Raw genomic sequence first — 21,759 nt, 5'->3', positions numbered from 1 at the left:
CAAATGCGAAAACATAACGGTTTTACATTAATAGAAATCCTATTGGTGCTGGTTTTGCTATCTCTTACCGCGGTGGCGGTGATCACTACGTTGCCTACCAGTCAAAAAGACCTCTCTAAACAATACGCGCAAAGTTTCTTTCAGCGTTTGCAGTTGCTTAACGAAGAAGCCGTACTCAGCGGTAAAGATTTTGGTGTGCGTGTCGACGATACGAAAAAGACCTACACCCTGCTTAGCTTGACCGCTGAAGGCTGGAAGCCGCTAGAAATGAAGCAAATTCCAAGCAAAACCAAATTAGAAGATGACATTGCATTGCAATTGGATCTAGGTGGCGGTGCTTGGGATAAAGACGATCGTTTGTTCGAGCCGGGTTCACTGTTTGAAGACATGTTTGCCGACGAAACTGAAGAAAAGAAAGTGAAACCACCGCAAGTCTTCATTTTCTCGAGCGCAGAAGTCACGCAGTTTACCTTGTCTTTTTTTCCACAAAAAGGCGATGCGTTTAACGATGGTTGGCGAGTGATCGGAAAAGAGAGTGGGCAAATTCTGTTGGTAGCGCCAGGTGAAGAAGTGGAAGAGGATGCGAATGCGCAATTTTAAGCAAACTCAACCAAACTTAAACCGTCGCCGAGTGCGAGGGATGACGTTGCTTGAAGTGTTGGTTGCACTGGCTATTTTTGCCACCGCGGCGATCAGTGTGATTCGCTCTGTGAGTCAACACATCAACACAGTCAGCTACTTAGAAGAAAAGATGTTTGCAGCAATGGTTGTGGATAACCAAATGGCGAATGTGATGCTAGATACTGGCGCGCTGAAAGCCAAGAATGGTACCGAAGAGCTAGCAGGGCGTACATGGTATTGGAAAGTCACGCCTGTAGCCACCACGCAGCCATTGCTGAAAGCATTTGATGTAAGTGTCGCGACCGCGAAAAACGCGAGTCCAGTTGTTACGGTGAGAAGCTATGTGGCGCAGTAATCCCAATCGCGCAAATAAGCGCCGTACAGCAAAAGGTTTTACACTCATTGAAGTGCTGGTGTCGATAGCGATCTTTGCCAGTTTGAGCGTGGCGGCATACCAAGTGGTGTCGCAAGTTCAGCGCAGTAACGAGTTGTCGCAAGAGCGAACTCAGCGTTTGAATGAACTGCAACGCGCCATGGTGATGATGGATAACGACTTCCGCCAAATGGCATTGCGTCAAACGCGTACCAACGGCGAAGACCCTGCCGGGCAACTGATCTTTTGGTCGGATTATTTACTCGATTCCGACGCGAAAGGCCTGATGTTTGCTCGTGTGGGTTGGCATAACCCGCAGCAACAGTTCCCGCGTGGTGAAGTGACTAAAGTGGGTTATCGCGTTAAAGAAGACACCCTGCAGCGTGTTTGGTGGCGTTATCCAGATACCCCAGTTGGGCAGGAAGGCATTGTCACTCCGTTGCTGACGCAGGTGGAATCTTTCGACATGCGTTTTTATGACGGTAAACAGTGGAAGAAAGAGTGGGACAGCAATAAAGAGTTGCCGAAAGCTGTCTCAGTTGTCTTGAAGTTGAAGGATTACGGTGAAATAGCGCGCACGTATCTAACGCCAGATGGCAAGCTTGCGGAAAGTGAAAGAAACAAAGCATCGGAGGGCAACAACAATGGCTAATCGTCAGCGTGGTGTTGCTTTGATTATTGTACTGATGCTGTTGGCGATTATGGCGACCATTGCTGCCACCATGTCTGAACGTCTGTTTTTGCAGTTTCAGCGCGGTTCAAACCAAATCCATTACCAGCAAGCATATTGGTACAGTGTTGGTGTTGAAGCCTTGGCTGAAGTGGGTATCGAGCAGAGCTACAAAGACAGCGATACCATCAACCTCAGCCAACCTTGGGCGATTAAAGAACAAGTGTACCCATTGGACTATGGTCAAGCTGCAGGACGTATTTGGGATAAGCAAGCGTGTTTTAACCTCAATGTGTTAAGTCGAGTGCAGCCGACCGGACAACAAACCACTCGACCATATTTGGTTCAAGTGCTGCAGCGTTTGTTGGAAGAGTCAGATGTAGAGCCGTATCAAGCGGAAGTGATTGCCGATTCCACTTGGGAATACATTGATTCAGACAGCACAGTACGTTCAACCACCGGCGTGGAAGACAGCACCTACGAATCGATGAAACCTTCGTATTTAGCGGCTAATGGTTGGATGGCAGACAAAACTGAATTGCGCGCGGTATATCAAGTGAGTGGTGAAATTTATCAAAAGATTGAGCCCTTGGTATGTGCGATCCCAAGTGATGATTGGCGTTTAAACGTCAACACGGTAGAGGTGGAACAAGCGCCGATTTTAGTCGCTATGTTTTCACCGAACTTGAGCAGCAGCGACGCGGTTCAATTGATAGAAAAGCGTCCCTTCGATGGTTGGGACAGCGTAGACGAATTTCTAGCGGAGTCAGAATTAACTGGCTTGAGCGATGATGTAAAGAAAAACGCCAAAGGCTATTTAGGAGTGGATAGCTCCTTCTTCGAATTGGATGCACAAGTGTTGGTGGATGATTCACGAGTACGTATCCGAAGCCTTTTGCAAAGTACAAATAGAGAAACGGTGACGGTCGTTCGCCGTCGTTTTGGAGGGATCAGTGAGCGAGTTTCTGACCGTTCGGCTGAGTAGCGAACAACAAAGTACCATTCCTTGGGTGGTGTGGTCGACAGAACAACAGGAAGTGATTGCCAGCGGTGAACTTGCCGGATGGGAACACTTGGATGAGTTGGTATCGTATGCCGGCCAGCGCCAAGTCATCGCTTTACTAGCGAGTAATGATGTGGTGTTAACTCAGGTGGACATTCCGCCTGGTGCTACACGTCAGTTCGACAACATGTTGCCTTATTTGATTGAAGATGAAGTCGCGCAAGATGTGGATAGCTTGCACTTCACCGTATTGGGTAAGCAAGCGGATAAAGCACAAGTGTGTGCGGTCGAGCGCGCATGGGTACAAACCGTGCTACAGCGTTTTGCTAGCCAAGGGTTGACCATCAAACGCATCTTGCCAGATGTATTGGCATTGCCTGTCAGTGATGACAACAGCAGTGCGGCACTGATTGGTGAGCAATGGCTAATTCGTCACTCAGAGACGGAAGGCGCGGTGGTGGATTCGGCGTGGCTGGATCTTTACCTCTCTTCTTACCTGCAAAACCATGAAGGTTGGCAACTCGATTGCTACAGTTCCGTGCCAGAATCGACTGTTGAGAGTGTATGGGTTCCTAAGCCAGAAGAAATGACGATGGCGTTGCTCGCAAAAGGCGTCGCGAGTAGTAAAACGAACCTGTTAACTGGCGAGTTTAAGCCGAAGTCTTCTTGGGGTAAGTACTGGAAAGTTTGGCAAAAGGCGGCTATCGCTGCGGGCGTTTTGTTAGTGGTGGTCGTGGCTCAGCAACTTCTCGTCGTCCACAAGTACGAGGCGCAAGCACAAGCCTATCGTGAAGAAAGCGAACGTATTTTCCGTCAGGTTTTCCCAAACAAGAATCGAATTCCGACCGTAAGTTATTTAAAGCGTCAAATGACAGATGAAGAGCGCCGTTTATCTGGTGGCTCAACAGATGTTGCGATGTTGTCTTGGCTTGCTGCCTTGCCAGCAACGCTTGGTCAGGTGAAAGATCTAGAAATCACCAGCTTTAAGTATGACGGCCAACGTGGTGAAGTGCGCATTCACGCACGTAGCTCAGACTTCCAGCCTTTTGAGCAGGCACGTGTGAAGTTGGCTGAGAAGTTTAATGTTGAGCAAGGTCAGCTTAATCGCAGCGATAACGTTGTGATGGGTAGCTTTGTGTTGAAGCGTCAGTGAGGTGATGATGAAGAATTTAATTTCTCAAGCGCAAGCTTGGTGGAGTGGCATCTCTCAGCGTGAACAACGACTTGTGCTGGGCTGTGGTGCATTCGCCATCCTTGGCATTCTTTACTGGGGGCTGCTGCAGCCGATGAGCCAACGTGCAGAGTTGGCGCAATCTCGTATCCAAAGTGAAAAGCAATTGCTTACATGGGTACAAGACAAAGCTGATGACATTACCGCATTGAGAAAAAGCGGGGGTGTCAGTTTTTCCAATCAGCCACTTAACCAACTTGTCTCTTCATCAGCGCGCCGTTTTAAGGTGGAACTGATTCGTGTGCAACCACGCAACGACAGTGTGCAAGTGTGGATTAAACCGCTCGCATTCAACCAGTTGGTGGATTGGCTACGCTACTTGAAAGAGCAGCAAGGCATTGAAGTTGAATTTTTAGACATCGATCGTACAGACCAAGCGGGCATGATTGATGTGAACCGTCTGCAATTTAAGCGAGGTTAAGGTGAAGCGAGCAGTACTTTACGTTGTAATCTTTATCGTTTGTTTTTCTGTTAGCTTGATCATGGGGTTACCTGTTTCTTGGGTTCTCCAGCAAGCCCCCACTGTGAAAGGGCTCGACATACAAGGTGCTCACGGTTCCGTTTGGCAAGGTCAGGCTTCTAGCGTGCGTTGGCAGCGTCAAAACCTAGGGCAAGTGAATTGGGATTTCCAATGGTCTAGCTTGTTTACCGGCAAAGCCGAATTTTCGGTACGTTTTGGGCGCGGCAGCGATATGAACATTCGCGGTCGAGGTTTAGTTGGATACAGTCTCAGCGATGGCCCTTACGCGGAAAATTTGGTGGCGTCGATCCCGGCATCGAAAGCCGTCGAACAAGCGCGCCTGCCGGTGCCTGTTAGTGTTGATGGCCAGCTGGAGTTGAACATTCGTCATGCGACTTACGCAGCTCCGTGGTGTAAAACTGGTGAAGGCACATTGGTTTGGAGTGCCAGTGGCATTCAAAGTCCAGTGGGAAGCTTAGAGCTCGGCCCTATTATTGCTGATTTGAAATGCCAAGATAGCGTGCTAACTGCATCAGGAGAGCAAACCAGTAAGCAAGTTTCCTCGGCGTTTTCAGCGGAGCTGATGCCGAATCAACGCTATTCAACGAAAGCGTGGTTTAAACCTGGCGCAGATTTCCCATCAAGCATGGGGGAGCAGTTGAAATGGCTTGGACAGCCAAACGCACAAGGCCAATACGAGTTTGACTACAAAGGCAGATTCTAATTTTAAGCCAACGTAATACAGAAAAGAGCTGCCAATGTGCAGCTCTTTTTGCTTTTGGATCATAGTAGGCCAAACCATCTATTCGCTGTACGTAAATAAACGAGGGACAAAGTTGGTTGTTTAAGTGGTTGTATTTTAATTGGATTGTGTAGTTTTGTGCAGTTTGATTAGCTTTAGGTATATGGCAGGTCAAATACTGTTAAAGCTACTCATGCGGAAAAAGAAAAGGCCGTGAACGGAATTCACGGCCTAATGATATAAGTTGAGTTACGCAAGTATAAGTATTTAATCTTTGCGTTGCAGGATGTCATCCCAAGGCAAATCCGTATCGCCCAGAACGATAAAGTTCGGGTTCTCTAGCGTTTCCCGTTCGTTGTAAGACAAAGGTTCGAGGTGAGTGCTGAGAATGCGTCCGCCGGCTTCTTCCACGATGCATTGCGTTGCTGCTGTATCCCACTCGCCAGTAGGGCCCAAACGTAAATAGCAATCGACCGCTCCTTCCGCCACCAAACACGCTTTTAGTGCTGCAGAACCGAGAGGAATTAAGTCGTAGTTCCAAGCGCTGCTCATGCGGCTGGTGATACGATTAATGTCTTGGCGACGGCTGATAGCAATGGCAATGTTTTGTCCTGCTTGTTCATGTTTGTGCGTGTGGATTTTCACGCTTTCAGACATGTCTGGGATTTTCCACGCACCTTTGCCGCTGTATGCGTAATACGTGACGCCAGAAACAGGCCCATACACCACGCCCATCGCAGGCTTGTTGTTGTCAATTAATGCAATGATGGTCGCAAAGTCGCCACTGCGTGCGATGAATTCTTGTGTGCCATCTAATGGGTCGACCAACCAATAACGCTGCCATTGTGCGCGCTGCTCTAAGCTGATGTCGGCGGCTTCTTCAGACAACACGGGGATGTCTGGCGTCAGTTCACTTAAACGTTCAGTGATGAGTTTGTGCGCGGCAATATCGGCGCTTGTGACCGGTGTTTCATCACTTTTGGTATACGCTTCATATTGCTTTTTCTCGTAGATATCGAGAATCATTTGTCCCGCACTGCGGGCAATTTCGATAACTTGAGGAAGCAGGTGAGATAGATCTTTTGTCATTGGCATAGGTGATAGTCCTTACTCACAATATTTTCGGTTTACACCGTTATTGATTGTTGTTGTGAGTGGTGTTTGGTAAGTGTTTCAGTGCCAACATTAACGCCGTGATGCTTCGTGCTTCACAGAAGTCCAAATGCGTTAATAGCTCTTCGGCTTGTGCGAGTGGCCAGCGCACAATTTCTAACGGCTCTGGTTCGTCACCTTCTTGCTTTTCAGGGTATAGCGATTGACCTAGAAACAGCGTCATCTTGCTCGAAAAATAAGAAGGAGCAAGGATCACTTGTTTTAACGGGGTGAGTTCCTTACAACCAAAACCAATTTCTTCTTTTAGTTCGCGGTCAGCGGCCTGATGTGGCGTTTCACCGGGATCGATAAGACCTTTAGGAAAACCCAGTTCGTAACGCTCTGTACCAGCAGCGTATTCACGTACCAACAGTAAATCGCCCTGCTCGGTTATCGGTACAACCATTACGGCATCGCGACCACTTGGCTTCATGCGCTCATAAGTGCGATGCGCGCCATTGGAGAAGCGAAGGTCGAGGGCTTCCACAGCAAACAGTTTTGATCGTGCGACCGTCTGACAAGAGAGAATCTCTGGTGGGGTCCTTTTCGACATGGCGCTGACTCCTTGGTGTCGTTGGCTTTTGTAAGGTGCGTAAGATTCTTAATATATGAGAACTCTGCAAGAGTTGCTAGTTTGATTTCATCGCTTCGGCAGTGTTCGCTCGATAACCTTGAAAGAGGTCGTGTGTGACGAAGAATCTAACGTGTTTAATGGATTGTTCAGATACAAAAATGGGAGACCAAAGCCTCCCATTTTTACCGACGATAAGCTCTTAGTAGTAAGAGTGGTCACCACGGTCGTGTTCTGTTGCATCTCGAACTGCTGTTAGCTCACCAACGAACTGGTTTAGTAGCTCTTTCTCGATGCCTTCTTTTAGTGTTACGTCAACCATTGAACAACCATTACAGCCGCCACCGAATGCAACGATAGCTACGCCTGCTTCAGTAATCTCAACCAAGTTCACGTGACCGCCGTGGCCAGCAAGCTGTGGGTTAACTTGAGTTTGGATAACGTACTCAACACGCTCAACAAGTGGCGCATCGTCCGACACTTTACGCATTTTTGCGTTTGGTGCTTTCAATGTCAGTTGAGAACCCATTTTGTCGGTAACGAAGTCGATTTCAGCGTCTTCAAGGAAAGGTAGGCTTAGCTCATCCACGTAAGCTGAAAAACCTGCGTAAGGGATCTCAGTGTCGGTCGCTTCAACCGCTTCTGGTGGGCAGTAAGATACGCCACACTCAGCGTTTTGTGTACCTGGGTTCACAACGAAAATACGAATGTTAGTGCCTTCTGGCTGTTGGCCTAGAAGGTTAGCGAAATGCGTTTGCGCAGTTTCTGTAATAGTAATATTTGACACGACGAATACCTGAGTAATTTTGTAGGTTACTGCTGCTATTCTACTCCTGTTGACGTATGGGTCTAGTCTTTTTGATGCTAAGGCATGGTGAAGCGATCTAGACAGCACCAGGAGCAGGGGTTCTGCAGATGCAGTAAATATCGACGGTTTCTACGCCAACTTCAAGTAGTAAATGACATAATTGTCGAACCGTGCTTCCCGTCGTGACCACATCATCTACGATTGCGACGTGGTTATACTTTGGTGGCTGATTTAAGGTGAAAGCGCCTTTTAAATTCTGTTCTCGGCTGGATTTCTTGTACCCACGCTGCGACTGGACGTGTTTTACGCGGCGAAACACGTGATTATCAAACCTCACATTAAGGTGACCAGCCAAATGTCGCGCCAGTATGTCGCTCTGATTAAAGCCTCGATAAAAGTAGCGTTGCCAGTGCAATGGCACTGTGGTGATAAGCGGAGCGGGAGTTGAAATGCGCTGGGCAAGCAATTGCGTTAAAGCGTGAACATGCCATGTTTGTCCGTGATCTTTGAAGCGTTGTACTTCTCGAGACAGCGGAAAATCGTAGTCTCCCAAGGTAAATAGCCGTTGCCAAGGGGGAGGCTCGGAGAGGCACTCGCCGCAAATACTCTCTATATTCGCTTCCTCTGCTTTTAAGCTCAATCCACAGCGTTGGCAGCGTTTTACTGGCGTAAGATATTGATAACAGTGATCACACCAACGCAGCGCATTGGGTTGAGCGGTAGCCTGAATCGGGAAGTGACATAAACCGCATTGACTGCTGAGCACACGATGCATGATGTTTTGCCAGTGATGAGATAACATACCGCTTATTCAAGGTTAGATTTTGCACAGCCTAACGCTTGAGTGAAGCGATAAGGAATAAAATAAGTGGGAGAGATTGAGAGCATGAGCACGAATTTACACTGGCAGTCGTTCGGTCAGGGACCGGATTTGGTGTTGCTGCATGGCTGGGGGATGAATGGCGCAGTTTGGCAGCAAACGGTCGAATCTCTGCAGGCCGATTTTTGTGTCCATGTCGTCGATCTTCCTGGATACGGCTTTAGCGCTGAGCATCATGGTGAAGACCTCGCACAAATCGCTGCCATGGTACTAAAAGACGCGCCAGAGAAAGCAGTGTGGCTAGGTTGGTCGTTGGGTGGTTTGGTGGCCACGCACATTGCGCTCAATGCTCCTCAGCGAGTGAGTAAGCTGATCACCGTCGCCAGCTCACCAAAATTTGCCGCAGAAAAACCGTGGCGCGGCATTCAACCGAATGTACTGAGCGCGTTCACCTCTCAGTTACTAGAAGACTTTTCACTGACCATTGAGCGCTTTATGGCGCTGCAAGCCATGGGAAGTCCATCTGCACGTAAAGATGTTAAACAACTCAAACAAGCGGTGCTATCGCGTCCTCAGCCGAACCCAGAGTCATTATTGGTTGGTTTAAATATTTTGGCGGATGTTGACCTGCGTGATGCTTTGATTTCCTTGACTATGCCGATGCTACGCCTTTACGGTCGTTTGGATGGTTTGGTGCCGATTAAAGTGGCGACCGATCTCAGCCAGCAACTGCCTCACACGCAACAGTTTGTCTTTTCTCAATCTTCTCATGCACCGTTCATGACTGAACATGATGAATTTTGTGCGAAAGTTCGAGATTTCGCTCGGGATTAAAATCGCGCAGTGAAAAAGGCTAAAGTTGATTAAAATTTGGTCGATATAATTATCGGTAAGGTTTTATTCGTAAATAAGGCCAAGCCATATTGACGAGTTGGGCGACTCTGAGGAGGGTTCGCAATGATTGTGTCACCGACCAACGTAAGTGTGCCACTGATCGCCCCATCCGTTAATGTGCAGACGGAACAAGCTGCTCGTGACAACAGAGTCCGAGAACCTGTGACGCCGACGGTCGCATTGGCAAAAACCAATGCCGAGCGCAAAGTAAAAAGTGATGAAAAGCGACGACGTCAGTCCTCTTGGGATCCCTCTGAGCATCCCGATTATGAAGTGGACCATGAAGTTGATGCGCGTTATCACGAGGAGCCGGAAGACACGCTTGAAAGGCTTTTCGATTTACTGGCACTGAAATCGTACAGTGAAGATCAGGGAAAGGGCTATGCGATACGCTTTCGTTTACCGAAGCGCATTTTGGATGCTGCGATCAACCAAGGATTGATGGAAAAGCGCAGGAAGGTGATCAAATTTCATTATGGTCATTCGGTCGTGCCCCATACCCCGTCAGAAGTGATAGCAGTATTATGACGAATCAATATCCTATCCAATAAAAACGCTCCAATCAGCATGACTGACTGGAGCGTTTTCTTTTTTCTTCTGGATGCTTGAAGCCGTCGCCCAGCTGCAACCTTAATATCTCAAGTGCAGCCGTTAAAACCTAGACTACTTCTTTGCTTTGGCGAAAGCAGCCGCAAATGCGCCACCCATCGCGCTGTTCGATGAGGAATCATCACGGCGAGGTTGACGACGTTGTGGTTGGTCATTACGACGCGGCGCTGCTGATGAGCGTTGGCTGCGGTTGTCTTGACCCGGCTCGTCGTTTAAACGCATCGATAGACCGATACGCTTGCGTTGTATGTCCACTTCCATCACTTTCACTTTAACGATGTCACCTGCTTTCACCACTTCACGCGGATCAGAAACGAAACGATCCGTCAGGGCTGAGATGTGCACTAAACCATCTTGGTGAACACCAATATCGACGAAAGCACCAAAGTTGGCCACGTTCGATACGACGCCTTCGAGAATCATGCCCGGTTCTAGATCTGCAACCGAGTTAACGCCTTCAGCGAAGGTTGCGGTTTTGAACTCCGGACGAGGGTCTCGGCCTGGTTTGTCCAGCTCTTTGATGATATCGGTCACCGTTGGGACACCGAAGTGCTCATCGGTGTAATCCACCGCGTGCAGACCTTTAAGGAACGTCGAATCGCCAATCAGTGCTTTGATGTCTTTACGGTTCTTCTCGGCAATCGCTTTGACTACAGGGTAGGCTTCTGGGTGCACTGCAGAGGCATCCAGTGGGTTTTTACCATCCATAATACGAAGGAAACCCGCACACTGCTCGAACGCCTTAGGACCTAAACGAGGCACTTTCTTCAAAGTTGTACGTGCTTCGAAACGACCGTTTTCATCACGGAAGTCGACAATGTTCTGTGCGATGGTGCTCGACAAGCCTGCAACGCGCGTCAGTAGCGCTGCAGAGGCAGTGTTCACATCAACACCCACCGCGTTTACACAGTCTTCGACAATCGCATCAAGACGTTTTGCCAGCATAGATTGGCTAACATCGTGCTGATATTGGCCCACACCGATCGATTTAGGATCGATTTTAACGAGCTCCGCTAGCGGGTCTTGCAGACGACGAGCAATCGACACCGCACCACGCAGAGATACGTCCATATTTGGGAACTCTTTCGCTGCAAGCTCAGATGCTGAGTAAACCGATGCCCCCGCTTCACTTACGATGATCTTCTGAACTTTCAGGTTGCCGCGTTTGATCACGTCTGCGACAAAGCTGTCGGTTTCACGCGAAGCCGTGCCGTTACCTATCGCAATCAAATCCACGTTGTATTTGCGCACCAACTGATCAACGATTTGCGCTGATTTGTCGTATTGCTTTTGTGGTGGGTGAGGGTAGATGGTTTCTGTTGCAAGCACTTTACCAGTAGGGTCGACAATAGCGATTTTAGAGCCTGTACGCAGACCCGGATCGAGACCCAGCGTCGCACGAGGGCCTGCCGGTGCTGCCATCAACAAATCTTTTAGGTTGGTGGCAAACACTTCAATCGCTTCGATTTCAGCGCGTTCTTTCATTGCGCCCATCAGCTCGGTTTCCATGTGCATCGATACTTTGATGCGCCATGCCCAACTGATCACTTGTTTACGCCATGCGTCCGCCGGTGCGCTGCTTAGCGTCACGCCATAATGGTCGGCAATGATGGTTTCACAGTACGATTGGCGTGCACCTTCTTCTTGTTCTGGGTCGGCGTTCATCGCCAACGTCAAAAAGCCTTCATTACGGCCTCGTAACATCGCCAGTGCACGGTGTGATGGCACTTTGCTCAGTGGCTCGTTATGGTTGAAGTAATCTTTAAACTTCTCGCCTTCTTGCTCTTTTCCTTCAACGACACGAGAAACCAGTTCCGCGTTGCGGTTTAGATGAGCACGAATTTTTTCAAGCAGGTTCGCATCCTCAGCAATGCGCTCCATGATGATTGCGCGAGCGCCATCCAGTGCCGCTTTGGTATCCGCGATGCCTTTGTCCGCATCAAGATATTTCGTCGCTTCGATTTCTGGTTCTGTTTGTGGCTGGTTCCAAAGTGTATCAGCGAGAGGTTCTAAGCCAGCCTCAATCGCGATTTGACCTTTGGTGCGGCGCTTTGGTTTGTATGGCAGGTAAAGGTCTTCCAGGCGAGTCTTGCTGTCGGCTTGCGTGATCTCTCGTTCTAGTTCTGGCGTCAGTTTGCCTTGTTCTTGGATCGACTTCAGAATGGTTTGACGGCGATCGTCGAGCTCGCGAAGGTATGACAGACGGCTGTCCAGAGTACGCAGTTGGGTATCATCAAGGCCACCTGTCACCTCTTTACGGTAACGTGCAATAAATGGGACCGTGTTACCATCATCAATCAGGGTGACAGCGGCGTTGACTTGCTCTGGGCGAACATTCAGTTCTTGAGCAATCATGCGACAGATAGCTTGGCTCATCCGTGTATTCTCTTTTAATTCGGTTTGGATATTGGTTGTGTATAGAACATTGGGGTCATTCATAGAATTTGCAATGTTTTAAATTAGCTTCGCAAAAATTTACCGGGCGCTGGTGGACATCGGTCAGATTTATGTCAAAACTGTAATTAAATTGAGAACTTATAAGTTCTGTTGGCGACTAATTTTATATACCTTGGCTCACACGGATAATCATGATGAAAAAAATGTCTTTGGCTCTGGCACTCTCTAGTGCTCTCCTGATAGCCCCGTTTGGTTGGGCGCAATCCATCTCTGCAACCACGCAAGATCCCATCTATCAACTTGATGATAAGTTAGTTTTAGGGCGGGTCGAAAGTGTGTATTACAGCGAAATTCCTGAGCTAAGTGACGTCCCTTTCATCGGTAAAATTGATACCGGCGCTGACACCACCTCCATGCATGCAGAAAATATCCACGTAAGCAGCAGCAATCCCAAATACAAGAATCTTAAAGATGACAAACTGCTGTGGGCAATTGTCGACGATTTAGGTGGCACGCAAGCCAAATGGGAAGCCAACAGTTTTGAACCTTATCAAGTCACCGTCAGTTTCACGATTCAGCATCCTTATACTGGCAAAGAGATCACGGTAACCGACGATCTTGAGCGCATCAGTGCTATCCGCAGTCGCACCAGCAAAAAACCGATTTTGCGTCCAACCGTAAAAATGCCGATGACGATTGCTGGGCATACGGTAGATACCGTGGTGAATCTTACCTCGCGTAAACAGTTCTCTGCGCCAATCCTGATTGGCAAAACTTACCTAGATGATAACGCGTGGGTGTTTGCTGGGTATGACTACCTGCAAGAACAACCCAACGCGAAAATGATTGGTAAGAAAGAGACGGTAGAAATCGAAGGCATTCCCTACAAAACCAGCGTTTCGACAAGCAGCCGGTACACCAACGTTCACGCTCTCGACATCAAAGTTGATAAAAAAGCCAAGCAAGTGTCGTTTACTTTAGAGGGTGAGAACGGTAAGCGCCATCCTATGACACTGCCATTGGTGCGCATGTTGAAAACCACCAAGAGCGAGCGACCTTTGGTGTATCTGCCTGTCAAGATTGACGAAAACGAAACTCAGCAATGGTTGGTGTACTTACGAGACCGCAGCAAGTTCAGTTCGCAAATCCGTCTGGGCCGAGACGTAGTGAGCCAACATTTCGTGATAGATACCGACAAAGAGAATTTGCTCGGTGGTGTGGAAAAAACCTTTAAGAGTGCACTGAAGTCCAAGCCATTGGTGATTTCACCGGAAGAGGAAGTGAACATTGATGGCTACGTGGTTCCCGCTTATCCAACCTTTACCGTGAAAACGCCATTATTACGCGTGAATGGATTTGAACTGAGTGAAAAGGGCAAAGACGAAGTCGCGACGTTCTATTTGAGCAATGAAAAAGGCAAAGAAGAAAAAATCACCAAACCCGTGCTGAAGAAACTCAAAGTTGGCGATATGGTGCGTCCTGTGGTGGAAGGTGACTTCTTGTTCGGTGACAAAGAGAAGTCGATGGAGTTTGCTATCGACGTGCTAGATAAAGATGAAGAGCAGCCGTTTTTCGTTTTCGGCCACAATATGGCTAAAGGTGGCGTGCTACTGAATACGCGCGCAGACCACTTGCTCGATGCCAAACCTTTGTTCCGAGCCGGCCACATCGAAGTGGCCGAAGTGGAAGGCATGTCTTTCCCGGTCAAACTGGACACCGGTGCGGATGTCAGTTCTATCAATGCTAAGGACATCAAACTGTTCCAAAAAGATGGCAAAGACATGGTGAGCTTTACCTACGAAAATGACCTCGGTATGCAAAAAGCCTTTACTCGCGAAGTGGTAGACGTAATGAAAATTACTGCGAAAAAAGGCGAGAAAGCAAACGTCCGTCCGGTGGTGGAAATGCACGTCAAACTGGGTGACTTAGAGAAGAAAATTCGCGTGAATTTGCAAGATCGCGGACGCTTTCATTACAGCATGATTTTGGGTAAAAACTTCTTAAAGCACGGTGCGTTAGTGGCGAGTGAAACCAATTACATCGTGACGAAAAAACCAGATTACGAAAAATAGTCGAACCGTCGCCTAACCTAATTGCCAATACCCAAAGTCCGCTCTGAGAATCTTGTGGCTTTGGGTATAATTCTAGGTTTAGGATGAAGATCGCGTAAGCGTCGATGCTGCTGAATGTGCGGCATTTTTTATGCCGAAATGAATAGGAGCCAAATTGAAAACTAAGCTGATTACCCGTGAAGGTTATAACAAACTCAAGCAAGAGCACGATTACCTCTGGAATGAAAAGCGTCCAGAAATCACCAAGATCGTGACGTGGGCGGCCAGCCTTGGCGATCGTTCGGAAAATGCTGACTACACCTTCAATAAACGACTGCTGCGTCAAATCGATCGACGCGTTCGTTTTCTCAGAAAGTTTTTACCTGAAGTCACCATCGTTGATTACTCACCTCAACAAGAAGGCAAAGTCTTTTTTGGTGCTTGGGTCGAGATTGAAAACGAAGCCGGTGATGTGAAGAAGTTCCGCATTGTGGGGCCAGAAGAAATATATGGCGATGCCAAAGATTACATCTCCATTGATTCCCCTATGGCCAGAGCCATGTTGAAAAAGCAAGTGGATGAAGAATTTACCGTTCGAACGCCGGAAGGTGACAAAGAGTGGTTCATCAATTCGATTGAATACAACAAGCAAAGCGCAGAATCTTAACTTCCTCGACCTTGAAACATTCGGCGAGCGAAGTGCGTTTGCCAATGATGTTGACCTATTTTTATGCGCCCTCATTTGAGGGCGCGAGCTGTATTTACTGGAGAGGTTTAAAATGAAAGCCGTGATTTGTGGTGCTGCGTTAACGATGGCTATTTCGCTTCCTACTGTCGCTCAAGAAGAGCTAAAAGGGTGTGATGCCAAAGCGTTTGCTCTTGAGCAGCAAATTGAATACGCCACAGTACAAGGTAATCAAAAGCGCATTGATGGATTAAAACGAGCCCTTGCTGCGATTGAGGATGAATGCTCGGAAGAAGATTTACGCGAAAAACTGCAAGCAGAAATCGAACAAAAAGCGCAAAAAGTAAAAGCCCGCGAGCTAGAATTGGTAGAGGCACAAACGTCGGGTTCGAGCGACAAAATCGCGAAAAAGCGCCGAAAATTAGATGAAGCGCAAAAAGAGTTGTTAGACGCTAAACGTGAGTTGGAATGGAATTACGGCCAGTAGGCACACCGACCTTCGCGGCGGTTAAAGCCATCTTTCACCGCAGTTTTGTGGCGTTGTTCACATCTCGAAACAAAGTCAATATCGCTAAATACTTAGGGCGGCGCGCAAATAATTTCCCAAAACCGCGTCTAAGATAAAAAGAGTAACAATTTGCACAAGCACGTTTGAAAAAACAGTGATACATTTTCGTCAATAGATGCTTCTGAAAGGATGTTTCAATGCAGGAAAATCATAAAATTTTAGTGGTTGATGACGATGCTCGTTTGCGTGCTCTGTTGGAGCGTTACCTTTCTGAGCAAGGTTTTCAAGTCCGTAGTGTAGCAAACGGCGAACAAATGGATCGCCTACTAACACGCGAAAACTTTCACCTAATGGTATTGGATTTGATGTTGCCAGGCGAAGATGGCTTGTCGATTTGTCGCCGTTTACGCCACGCCAATAACATGTTGCCAATTCTGATGCTGACAGCAAAAGGTGACGAGGTTGACCGTATTGTTGGTTTGGAAGTCGGTGCGGACGATTACCTACCTAAACCGTTCAACCCGCGTGAACTACTCGCTCGTATTAAAGCGGTTTTACGTCGCCAAACGGTTGAGCTACCGGGCGCGCCAAGTACGGAAGAAAAAGTGGTCGAGTTTGGCGAGTTTCGTTTGAATCTCGGCACGCGTGAAATGTTCCGTGGTGAAGAGGCGATGCCATTAACATCGGGTGAATTTGCGGTGTTGAAATCACTGGTAACCAACGCGCGTGAGCCAATGTCGCGTGATAAGCTGATGAACATGGCGCGTGGTCGTGAATACTCGGCAATGGAGCGTTCTATCGACGTACAAATTTCTCGTCTACGCCGCATGTTGGAAGACGATCCGAGCAAACCTCGCTACATCCAGACCGTATGGGGTTTAGGTTACGTATTTGTCCCAGACGGCAAAGAGTCGTAATTCTTACTCCCTTAACCGGCAATCGGTTTTTAAAACTTCGGCCATCAAATTTCCTTCTTATTTGGTGGTCGAGGTTTTCGCAATTAGGATCATCAGGAAATTTCCATGCGAATCCGAAGTTCACTGACACAATCTATTCTACTGTTCATCTCCTTGCTTCTCGCTAGCCAAGTCTTTTCTTATTACGCCGTTTTTAACTACGCGTTGATGCCAAGCCTGCAACAGTTCAACAAAATTCTCGCTCACGAACTGAATCTGGTTCTCGATGAAGATGGCCCGCTCAAATCGGATGCACCATTGCGTCGCCAGTTATTAGAAAGGTTGGGCGTGACAGTTCATAGCATCAACAGCGAGAAGGCGGTTGAGTTTAACCATGCGATGTCGATTGACTTGATGTCGGAGGAAATGACTCAAGAGCTAGGCTCACCAACCGAAGTACGCCTGCTGCTGGGTAGTGAAAGCTACATTTTGTGGATGCACATCGAGAAGTTGCCCAATTCCATTATTCGCATCCCGCTGTCTGAGCTGCAAGAAGAGGACTTTGCGCCGCTATTTCGTAACAGCCTGATCATGGCGCTATTAATTATCGCAGGTGGTTGGTTGTTTATTCGCTTGCAAAACCGGCCATTATTGGCGTTGCAACGAGCGGCAGAAGGCGTTGGGAGAGGGGAAATTCCCCCACCGCTACCAGAAAAAGGCGCATCGGAAATTCGTTCGGTAACTCGTGCGTTTAACCAGATGTCGAAAGGGATTCAAGAGCTCGAAGAAGACCGCGCTCTGTTAATGGCAGGCATCAGTCATGATTTACGTACGCCGCTGACGCGAATTCGTCTCGCTACTGAAATGATGTCGCCAGAAGACAGCTATTTGGCGGAAGGGATCATCAGTGACACGGAAGAGTGCAATGAGATCATCAGCCAATTTATGGATTATCTAAAGCCTGTAAACAAAGAATCGTTTGAGTCGGTTGATGTCAGCACCATCGCTAGTGACGTGGCGAGCTCTGAAGGGGGGTATGAAGTTGAGATTGAAACGGACTTGAACATGCACCTTCCTCCAGCGAAAGGCAGCCCGATTGCTATTAAGCGAGCGGTGAGTAACTTAGTTGTCAACGCACTGCGTTATGGCAACGGTTGGGTTAAAATCAGCACAGGCGTAACGGCAGACAAACAGTTGGTTTGGATATGCGTAGAAGACAACGGTCCGGGGATTGAGCAGTCGCAAATCGCGAAGTTGTTCGAGCCGTTTACCCGTGGTGATACGGCGCGTGGCAGCGAAGGTACTGGTCTGGGTTTAGCGATTGTAAAACGTATTGTTATCCAACATTCAGGTTCGGTGGTGATGCGTAATCGCAGTGAAGGCGGCTTGATCGCCCAAATCAGTTTCCCGACCAAATAACCCTCTCAAACCAAAAAGCCCAACCAAAAATGTGGTTGGGCTTTTTAGTTTCTAAGTACAGGTATTAAGACTCTTTCACTTCTTGAGCGACAAGTTCATCTTCTTCTGTCAGTTTTTCTGGAAGCAGCAAGTTCAGCAGTATCGCGGTGATACCGCCAGCAGCCACACCAGTTGAGAAGATGCTTTTAATAAACTCAGGCATAAACTGCAGAATCTCAGGTTTCTGAGCAATACCTAACCCCATCGAGAATGACAACGCCATAATCAGAATCGCGCGGCGGTCGAGGTCAACACGCGAGATAATGCGCACGCCTGCAGCGGCAATGGTGCCGAACATCACGATGGTAGCGCCACCAAGTACAGGTTCTGGGATCAGCTGAACAAAACTGGCCACGCCCGGGAATAGACCAAGAATCACTAACATGCCCGAGATAAAGTAACCCACGTAACGGCTTGCGACGCCCGTTAGCATGATAATGCCGTTGTTTTGACTGAAAGTAGAGTTTGGAAAGCTGTTGAATACCGCAGCGATGGCCGAGTTCAGACCATCCGCTAATACCCCACCTTTGATGCGCTTCATGTAAATAGGGCCTTTAACCGGCTCGCCAGATACTTCAGACGTTGCGGTAATGTCGCCGATCGCTTCCAACGCCGTGATAAAGAAAATCAGCACGAGAGGGATAAACAGTGACCAGTCAAATGACAAGCCGTACTGCATCGGAATCGGTAGCGCAACGAGGTTGGTTTCCCCCAATTTTGAGGTGTCGACCATGCCCATGAAGTATGCCATTACATAGCCAACCAGCATGGCAATCACGATCGAAGCCACGCGAATGTATGGGTTTTTAGAACGATTCAAAATCACAATTAACCCAAGTACGGTACCAGCGAGCGCCAGTTTGTCTAAGCTACCAAAAGTACCGTCGCCCATTGCAGCATAGCCTCCACCCATAGAAACCAAGCCAACTTGGATCAGCGTCAGGCCAATCAGAGTTACGACAATGCCAGAGACGAGAGGTGTGATGATGCGACGTGCATGATCAAGCACACGAGACAGTAAGATCTCGGCAAAGGAGGCAACTAAAATCGTCCCGAAAATCGCCGCCATCATGGTGCTGATGTCCGCGCCACCTGCTTTGAGTGATAAACCCGCACCGATGATTGGACCCAAAAAGTTAAAGCTGGTGCCTTGCACCGATAGCAAGCCGGAGCCAACAGGGCCAAAGGTACGGATTTGGATAAAGGAAGAAACACCAGATGCAAACAGCGACATGCTGATAATGGTGTTGGTTTGATCGGCCGGAACGCCCAAAGATTGGCAAATGATTAAGGAAGGTGTAATCACCGCAACGAACATCGCCAATAAATGCTGAAGTGCAGCAAAAATCGTTTGTGGCAGTGGTGGACGATCATTTAATTGATAGACCAGTTCCGAAGATCGGTTTGAAGTTGTCATGATTTGTCTCGCTAGTCGCAATGTGTTCCCAGATCTCGCTGAATGGGAGGGCTGGGTGGAGTTGACGTCGTTACCTGTGATTGCTGTTAATCAGTGTCAACTCAGGTTGGTGAAGTGTGATGAGGCACACTCTAGAAATTTTGAGCGCGATTATAGAGAGATTTACCTAAAAAGCAATCGTTTGCTATTGGTGGCGGCACTAAAAAACGAGCCATTTGGCTCGCTTTAAGATTTACGCTTTGGAGTAGATATCACGCTCGCCTAGCCAGCGTTCGATGATGGCGGCTGCATTGGTTGGGTAATTGTCGTGAATATGACGTGCAATACGTTGAACTTCGGGAATTAAGCGTTGATCTCGAACTAAATCGGCAATTTTGAAATCAGCCAAGCCTGTTTGTTTGGTGCCCAATAATTCGCCGGGCCCGCGGATCTCGAGGTCTTTCTGCGCAATAACAAAGCCATCGTTACTTTCACGCAGAACACCGAGGCGTTTTTGCGCGGTTTTCGACAGAGGGGAGTGGTACAGCAGGACACAGTGACTGGCAACCGAGCCTCGACCGACGCGGCCTCTTAACTGGTGTAACTGCGCCAAACCAAGGCGTTCAGGGTTTTCGATGATCATCAAGCTAGAGTTTGGCACGTCTACGCCAACTTCTATCACCGTCGTGGCTACGAGCAGGTGGAGCTTGTTGTCTTTAAACTCTTGCATGACAGCTTGCTTTTCGGCGGGTTTCATACGGCCATGAACTAGGCCAATTTTTACATCTGGCAGTTTGCGCTGCAACTCTTCGGCGGTGTCTGCTGCGGCTTGCGCTTCTAACACTTCTGATTCATCGATCAGCGTACACACCCAATACGCTTGCTTGCCTTCGTTAAGACAAGCGTTTCGTACCCGCTCGACAATGTCGTCACGTTTGGTATCTGGAATGGCGACGGTTTGAATCGGCGTTCGGCCTGGTGGTAATTCGTCTATCACCGACGTTTCCAAATCAGCATACGCTGTCATTGCTAGCGTGCGAGGAATCGGAGTCGCCGTCATGATGAGCTGATGCGGATACGCGCCTTGTTTTGCCCCTTTCTCACGTAACTCTAATCGCTGATGGACGCCAAAGCGGTGCTGCTCATCAATGATGACTAAAGCTAGGTGATGAAATTCCACATGTTCTTGGAAGAGAGCGTGAGTACCCACTATCATTTGCGCTTCACCGCTGGCAATGCGAGCCAGTTCCGTCTCTTTGGCTTTGCCCTTGAGCTTACCAGCAAGCCAGCCAACTTGAATGCCCATGGCTTCAAACCAGTTGGCGAAATTGATGGCGTGTTGTTCGGCGAGCAGCTCTGTTGGTGCCATTAAAGCCACTTGATAACCGTGCTCAATGGCTCTGACTGCGGCTAGCGCGGCAACCAATGTTTTTCCTGAGCCTACGTCACCTTGGACAAGACGCATCATTGGATGCGGCTTTTCGAGGTCGGATTCAATCTCTTTCACCACGCGTGCTTGAGCATTGGTCGGAGAAAACGGCAGTTGCGCCAACAGCTGTTTTTTCAGTTTGTCACATGGTGCGAGCGGTAAGGCGATATCTTGCTGGCCTTTGCTGCGAACCGCCAACATCGACAAGTTCTGAGCGAGCAATTCTTCCATGATCAAACGGATTTGAGCGGGGTGCTTACCTTCATCAAATTCATCTAAATTAATGGTTGGCGGCGGGCGATGAATGGTGTGCAACGCCTGCGACATAGTAATCTGATGGTTATACAAGCCAGAAGGTAGCAATTCTTGCACTGCCGCTTTATCGAGTAGCGCCAATGCTTGCTCAGTAAGATTACGTAAGGTGATTTGACGCAGGCCATCTGTGGTTGGATAAACCGGGGTTAAGCTTTGTTCCACATCTGGCTTTTGTTCACTGGCGTAAAATTTGTAGTCAGGGTGCACAATTTCCAGCCCCATACCACCACGCTTAATTTCTCCGTAAGCGTGTACTAACTTACCCTGTGAAAAATTGTTCTTCATCGCTGCAGTAAAGTTGAAAAAACGCAGCGTGATGGTGCCATTGCCATCACTGATTTTAACTGTCAGCATTTTGCGTTTACCAAAAATGGTATCGACGGTCATGACTTTGCCTTGTACCGCAGCCCAAAGGCCTGCGTGCAGTTTGGCAATAGGATAAATGCGGGTGCGATCTTCGTAGCGTAGAGGCAGGTGGAACAACAAATCTTGAACGCTATGCAAGCCGACTTTAGCGAGTTTTTCTGCGACTTTGGCGCCAACTCCTGATAGAGAAGTTAAAGGAACAGCAGATAGCATTTGGGCAGACATAGAAAGCTCAAGAAAATGGTTAACATAGCAGTATGTTAACCATTGAGCTGTGTTTTTGTACAGGAAAAACTATAAGAAG

At 48.2% G+C, this 21,759-nt stretch carries 21 protein-coding genes; 14 read left to right on the top strand and 7 right to left on the bottom strand.

Annotated elements, in window-relative coordinates:
* Positions 1 to 3: 3 nt before the first annotated feature.
* From ACF8CV_RS21875 to ACF8CV_RS21845, 7 genes are read left to right on the top strand one after another with little or no spacing between them, the layout of a single operon-like run.
* The gene (locus ACF8CV_RS21875; RefSeq protein ID WP_138938335.1) at positions 4 to 600 is read left to right on the top strand and encodes a prepilin-type N-terminal cleavage/methylation domain-containing protein; all 597 of its coding nucleotides are present in this window, start codon (positions 4 to 6) and stop codon (positions 598 to 600) included.
* On the top strand, positions 587 to 976 hold the full coding sequence (gene gspI, locus ACF8CV_RS21870; protein WP_005478722.1) for a type II secretion system minor pseudopilin GspI: 390 nt from the start codon (positions 587 to 589) through the stop codon (positions 974 to 976). The genes ACF8CV_RS21875 and gspI overlap by 14 nt, the downstream gene beginning before the upstream one ends.
* Positions 963 to 1,646, top strand: coding sequence for a type II secretion system minor pseudopilin GspJ (gene gspJ, locus ACF8CV_RS21865; RefSeq protein WP_025504050.1), 684 nt, complete (start codon positions 963 to 965; stop codon positions 1,644 to 1,646). Before gspI ends, gspJ begins: the two co-directional genes overlap by 14 nt.
* On the top strand, positions 1,639 to 2,649 hold the full coding sequence (gene gspK, locus ACF8CV_RS21860) for a type II secretion system minor pseudopilin GspK (protein ID WP_005496726.1): 1,011 nt from the start codon (positions 1,639 to 1,641) through the stop codon (positions 2,647 to 2,649). The genes gspJ and gspK overlap by 8 nt, the downstream gene beginning before the upstream one ends.
* Positions 2,618 to 3,820, top strand: a complete 1,203-nt coding sequence (gene gspL, locus ACF8CV_RS21855; RefSeq protein ID WP_025504048.1) for a type II secretion system protein GspL — start codon at positions 2,618 to 2,620, stop codon at positions 3,818 to 3,820. The genes gspK and gspL overlap by 32 nt, the downstream gene beginning before the upstream one ends.
* A gap of 7 nt (positions 3,821 to 3,827) precedes the next feature.
* A complete protein-coding gene (locus ACF8CV_RS21850; RefSeq protein WP_005458943.1) occupies positions 3,828 to 4,319 on the top strand; it encodes a type II secretion system protein M in 492 nt (163 codons plus the stop codon).
* Position 4,320: 1 nt separating this feature from the next.
* Positions 4,321 to 5,082 carry a type II secretion system protein N gene (locus tag ACF8CV_RS21845; protein WP_138938336.1) on the top strand — a complete coding sequence of 254 codons (762 nt, stop codon included), beginning with the start codon at positions 4,321 to 4,323 and terminating at the stop codon, positions 5,080 to 5,082.
* A gap of 285 nt (positions 5,083 to 5,367) precedes the next feature.
* On the opposite strand, the gene cysQ is transcribed toward ACF8CV_RS21845, so the two are convergent.
* From cysQ to ACF8CV_RS21825, 4 genes are all read right to left on the bottom strand, one after another.
* Complete coding sequence (gene cysQ, locus ACF8CV_RS21840; protein ID WP_017449059.1) at positions 5,368 to 6,195, bottom strand: 3'(2'),5'-bisphosphate nucleotidase CysQ; 828 nt, start codon at positions 6,193 to 6,195, stop codon at positions 5,368 to 5,370.
* Between the two features lie 40 nt (positions 6,196 to 6,235).
* Entirely contained in the window at positions 6,236 to 6,805 is a 570-nt protein-coding gene (nudE, locus tag ACF8CV_RS21835; RefSeq protein ID WP_138938337.1) for an ADP compounds hydrolase NudE, read from the bottom strand.
* A 220-nt stretch (positions 6,806 to 7,025) separates the two neighbouring features.
* Positions 7,026 to 7,610: a Fe-S biogenesis protein NfuA gene (gene nfuA, locus ACF8CV_RS21830; RefSeq protein ID WP_005458964.1), complete on the bottom strand. Its 585-nt coding sequence runs from the start codon at positions 7,608 to 7,610 to the stop codon at positions 7,026 to 7,028.
* A gap of 97 nt (positions 7,611 to 7,707) precedes the next feature.
* A complete protein-coding gene (locus tag ACF8CV_RS21825) occupies positions 7,708 to 8,433 on the bottom strand; it encodes a ComF family protein (RefSeq protein ID WP_138938338.1) in 726 nt (241 codons plus the stop codon).
* Between the two features lie 84 nt (positions 8,434 to 8,517).
* Here ACF8CV_RS21825 and bioH point away from each other — a divergent pair, with 84 nt between their 5' ends.
* A complete protein-coding gene (gene bioH / locus ACF8CV_RS21820) occupies positions 8,518 to 9,285 on the top strand; it encodes a pimeloyl-ACP methyl ester esterase BioH (RefSeq protein ID WP_029785475.1) in 768 nt (255 codons plus the stop codon).
* 123 nt (positions 9,286 to 9,408) lie between these two features.
* Positions 9,409 to 9,873 carry a hypothetical protein gene (locus ACF8CV_RS21815; RefSeq protein ID WP_005459035.1) on the top strand — a complete coding sequence of 155 codons (465 nt, stop codon included), beginning with the start codon at positions 9,409 to 9,411 and terminating at the stop codon, positions 9,871 to 9,873.
* 135 nt (positions 9,874 to 10,008) lie between these two features.
* Here the strand turns inward: ACF8CV_RS21815 and ACF8CV_RS21810 are convergent, their stop codons facing one another.
* Entirely contained in the window at positions 10,009 to 12,330 is a 2,322-nt protein-coding gene (locus ACF8CV_RS21810) for a Tex family protein (protein ID WP_053321004.1), read from the bottom strand.
* Positions 12,331 to 12,542: 212 nt separating this feature from the next.
* On the opposite strand from ACF8CV_RS21810, the gene ACF8CV_RS21805 reads away from it, so the two are divergent.
* The 5 genes from ACF8CV_RS21805 (at position 12,543) to envZ (ending at position 17,910) form a co-directional block, all read left to right on the top strand.
* Entirely contained in the window at positions 12,543 to 14,423 is a 1,881-nt protein-coding gene (locus ACF8CV_RS21805) for a RimK/LysX family protein (protein WP_021448986.1), read from the top strand.
* Positions 14,424 to 14,577: 154 nt separating this feature from the next.
* A complete protein-coding gene (gene greB / locus ACF8CV_RS21800) occupies positions 14,578 to 15,069 on the top strand; it encodes a transcription elongation factor GreB (protein ID WP_005458979.1) in 492 nt (163 codons plus the stop codon).
* Between the two features lie 112 nt (positions 15,070 to 15,181).
* Positions 15,182 to 15,574, top strand: a complete 393-nt coding sequence (locus ACF8CV_RS21795) for a DUF1090 domain-containing protein (RefSeq protein WP_138938339.1) — start codon at positions 15,182 to 15,184, stop codon at positions 15,572 to 15,574.
* A gap of 218 nt (positions 15,575 to 15,792) precedes the next feature.
* Positions 15,793 to 16,512 carry a two-component system response regulator OmpR gene (gene ompR, locus ACF8CV_RS21790; RefSeq protein WP_138938340.1) on the top strand — a complete coding sequence of 240 codons (720 nt, stop codon included), beginning with the start codon at positions 15,793 to 15,795 and terminating at the stop codon, positions 16,510 to 16,512.
* A gap of 105 nt (positions 16,513 to 16,617) precedes the next feature.
* On the top strand, positions 16,618 to 17,910 hold the full coding sequence (envZ, locus tag ACF8CV_RS21785; RefSeq protein ID WP_005459014.1) for a two-component system sensor histidine kinase EnvZ: 1,293 nt from the start codon (positions 16,618 to 16,620) through the stop codon (positions 17,908 to 17,910).
* Positions 17,911 to 17,974: 64 nt separating this feature from the next.
* Here the strand turns inward: envZ and ACF8CV_RS21780 are convergent, their stop codons facing one another.
* Complete coding sequence (locus ACF8CV_RS21780; RefSeq protein ID WP_161608175.1) at positions 17,975 to 19,366, bottom strand: uracil-xanthine permease family protein; 1,392 nt, start codon at positions 19,364 to 19,366, stop codon at positions 17,975 to 17,977.
* A 232-nt stretch (positions 19,367 to 19,598) separates the two neighbouring features.
* Positions 19,599 to 21,680 carry an ATP-dependent DNA helicase RecG gene (gene recG, locus ACF8CV_RS21775; protein WP_392417551.1) on the bottom strand — a complete coding sequence of 694 codons (2,082 nt, stop codon included), beginning with the start codon at positions 21,678 to 21,680 and terminating at the stop codon, positions 19,599 to 19,601.
* Positions 21,681 to 21,759 lie beyond the last annotated feature (79 nt).

Origin of the sequence: Vibrio sp. zbq_1, assembly GCF_043102935.1 — a bacterium.
GTDB lineage: Bacteria > Pseudomonadota > Gammaproteobacteria > Enterobacterales > Vibrionaceae > Vibrio > Vibrio parahaemolyticus.
This window is presented reverse-complemented; position numbering and strand designations above follow the sequence as displayed.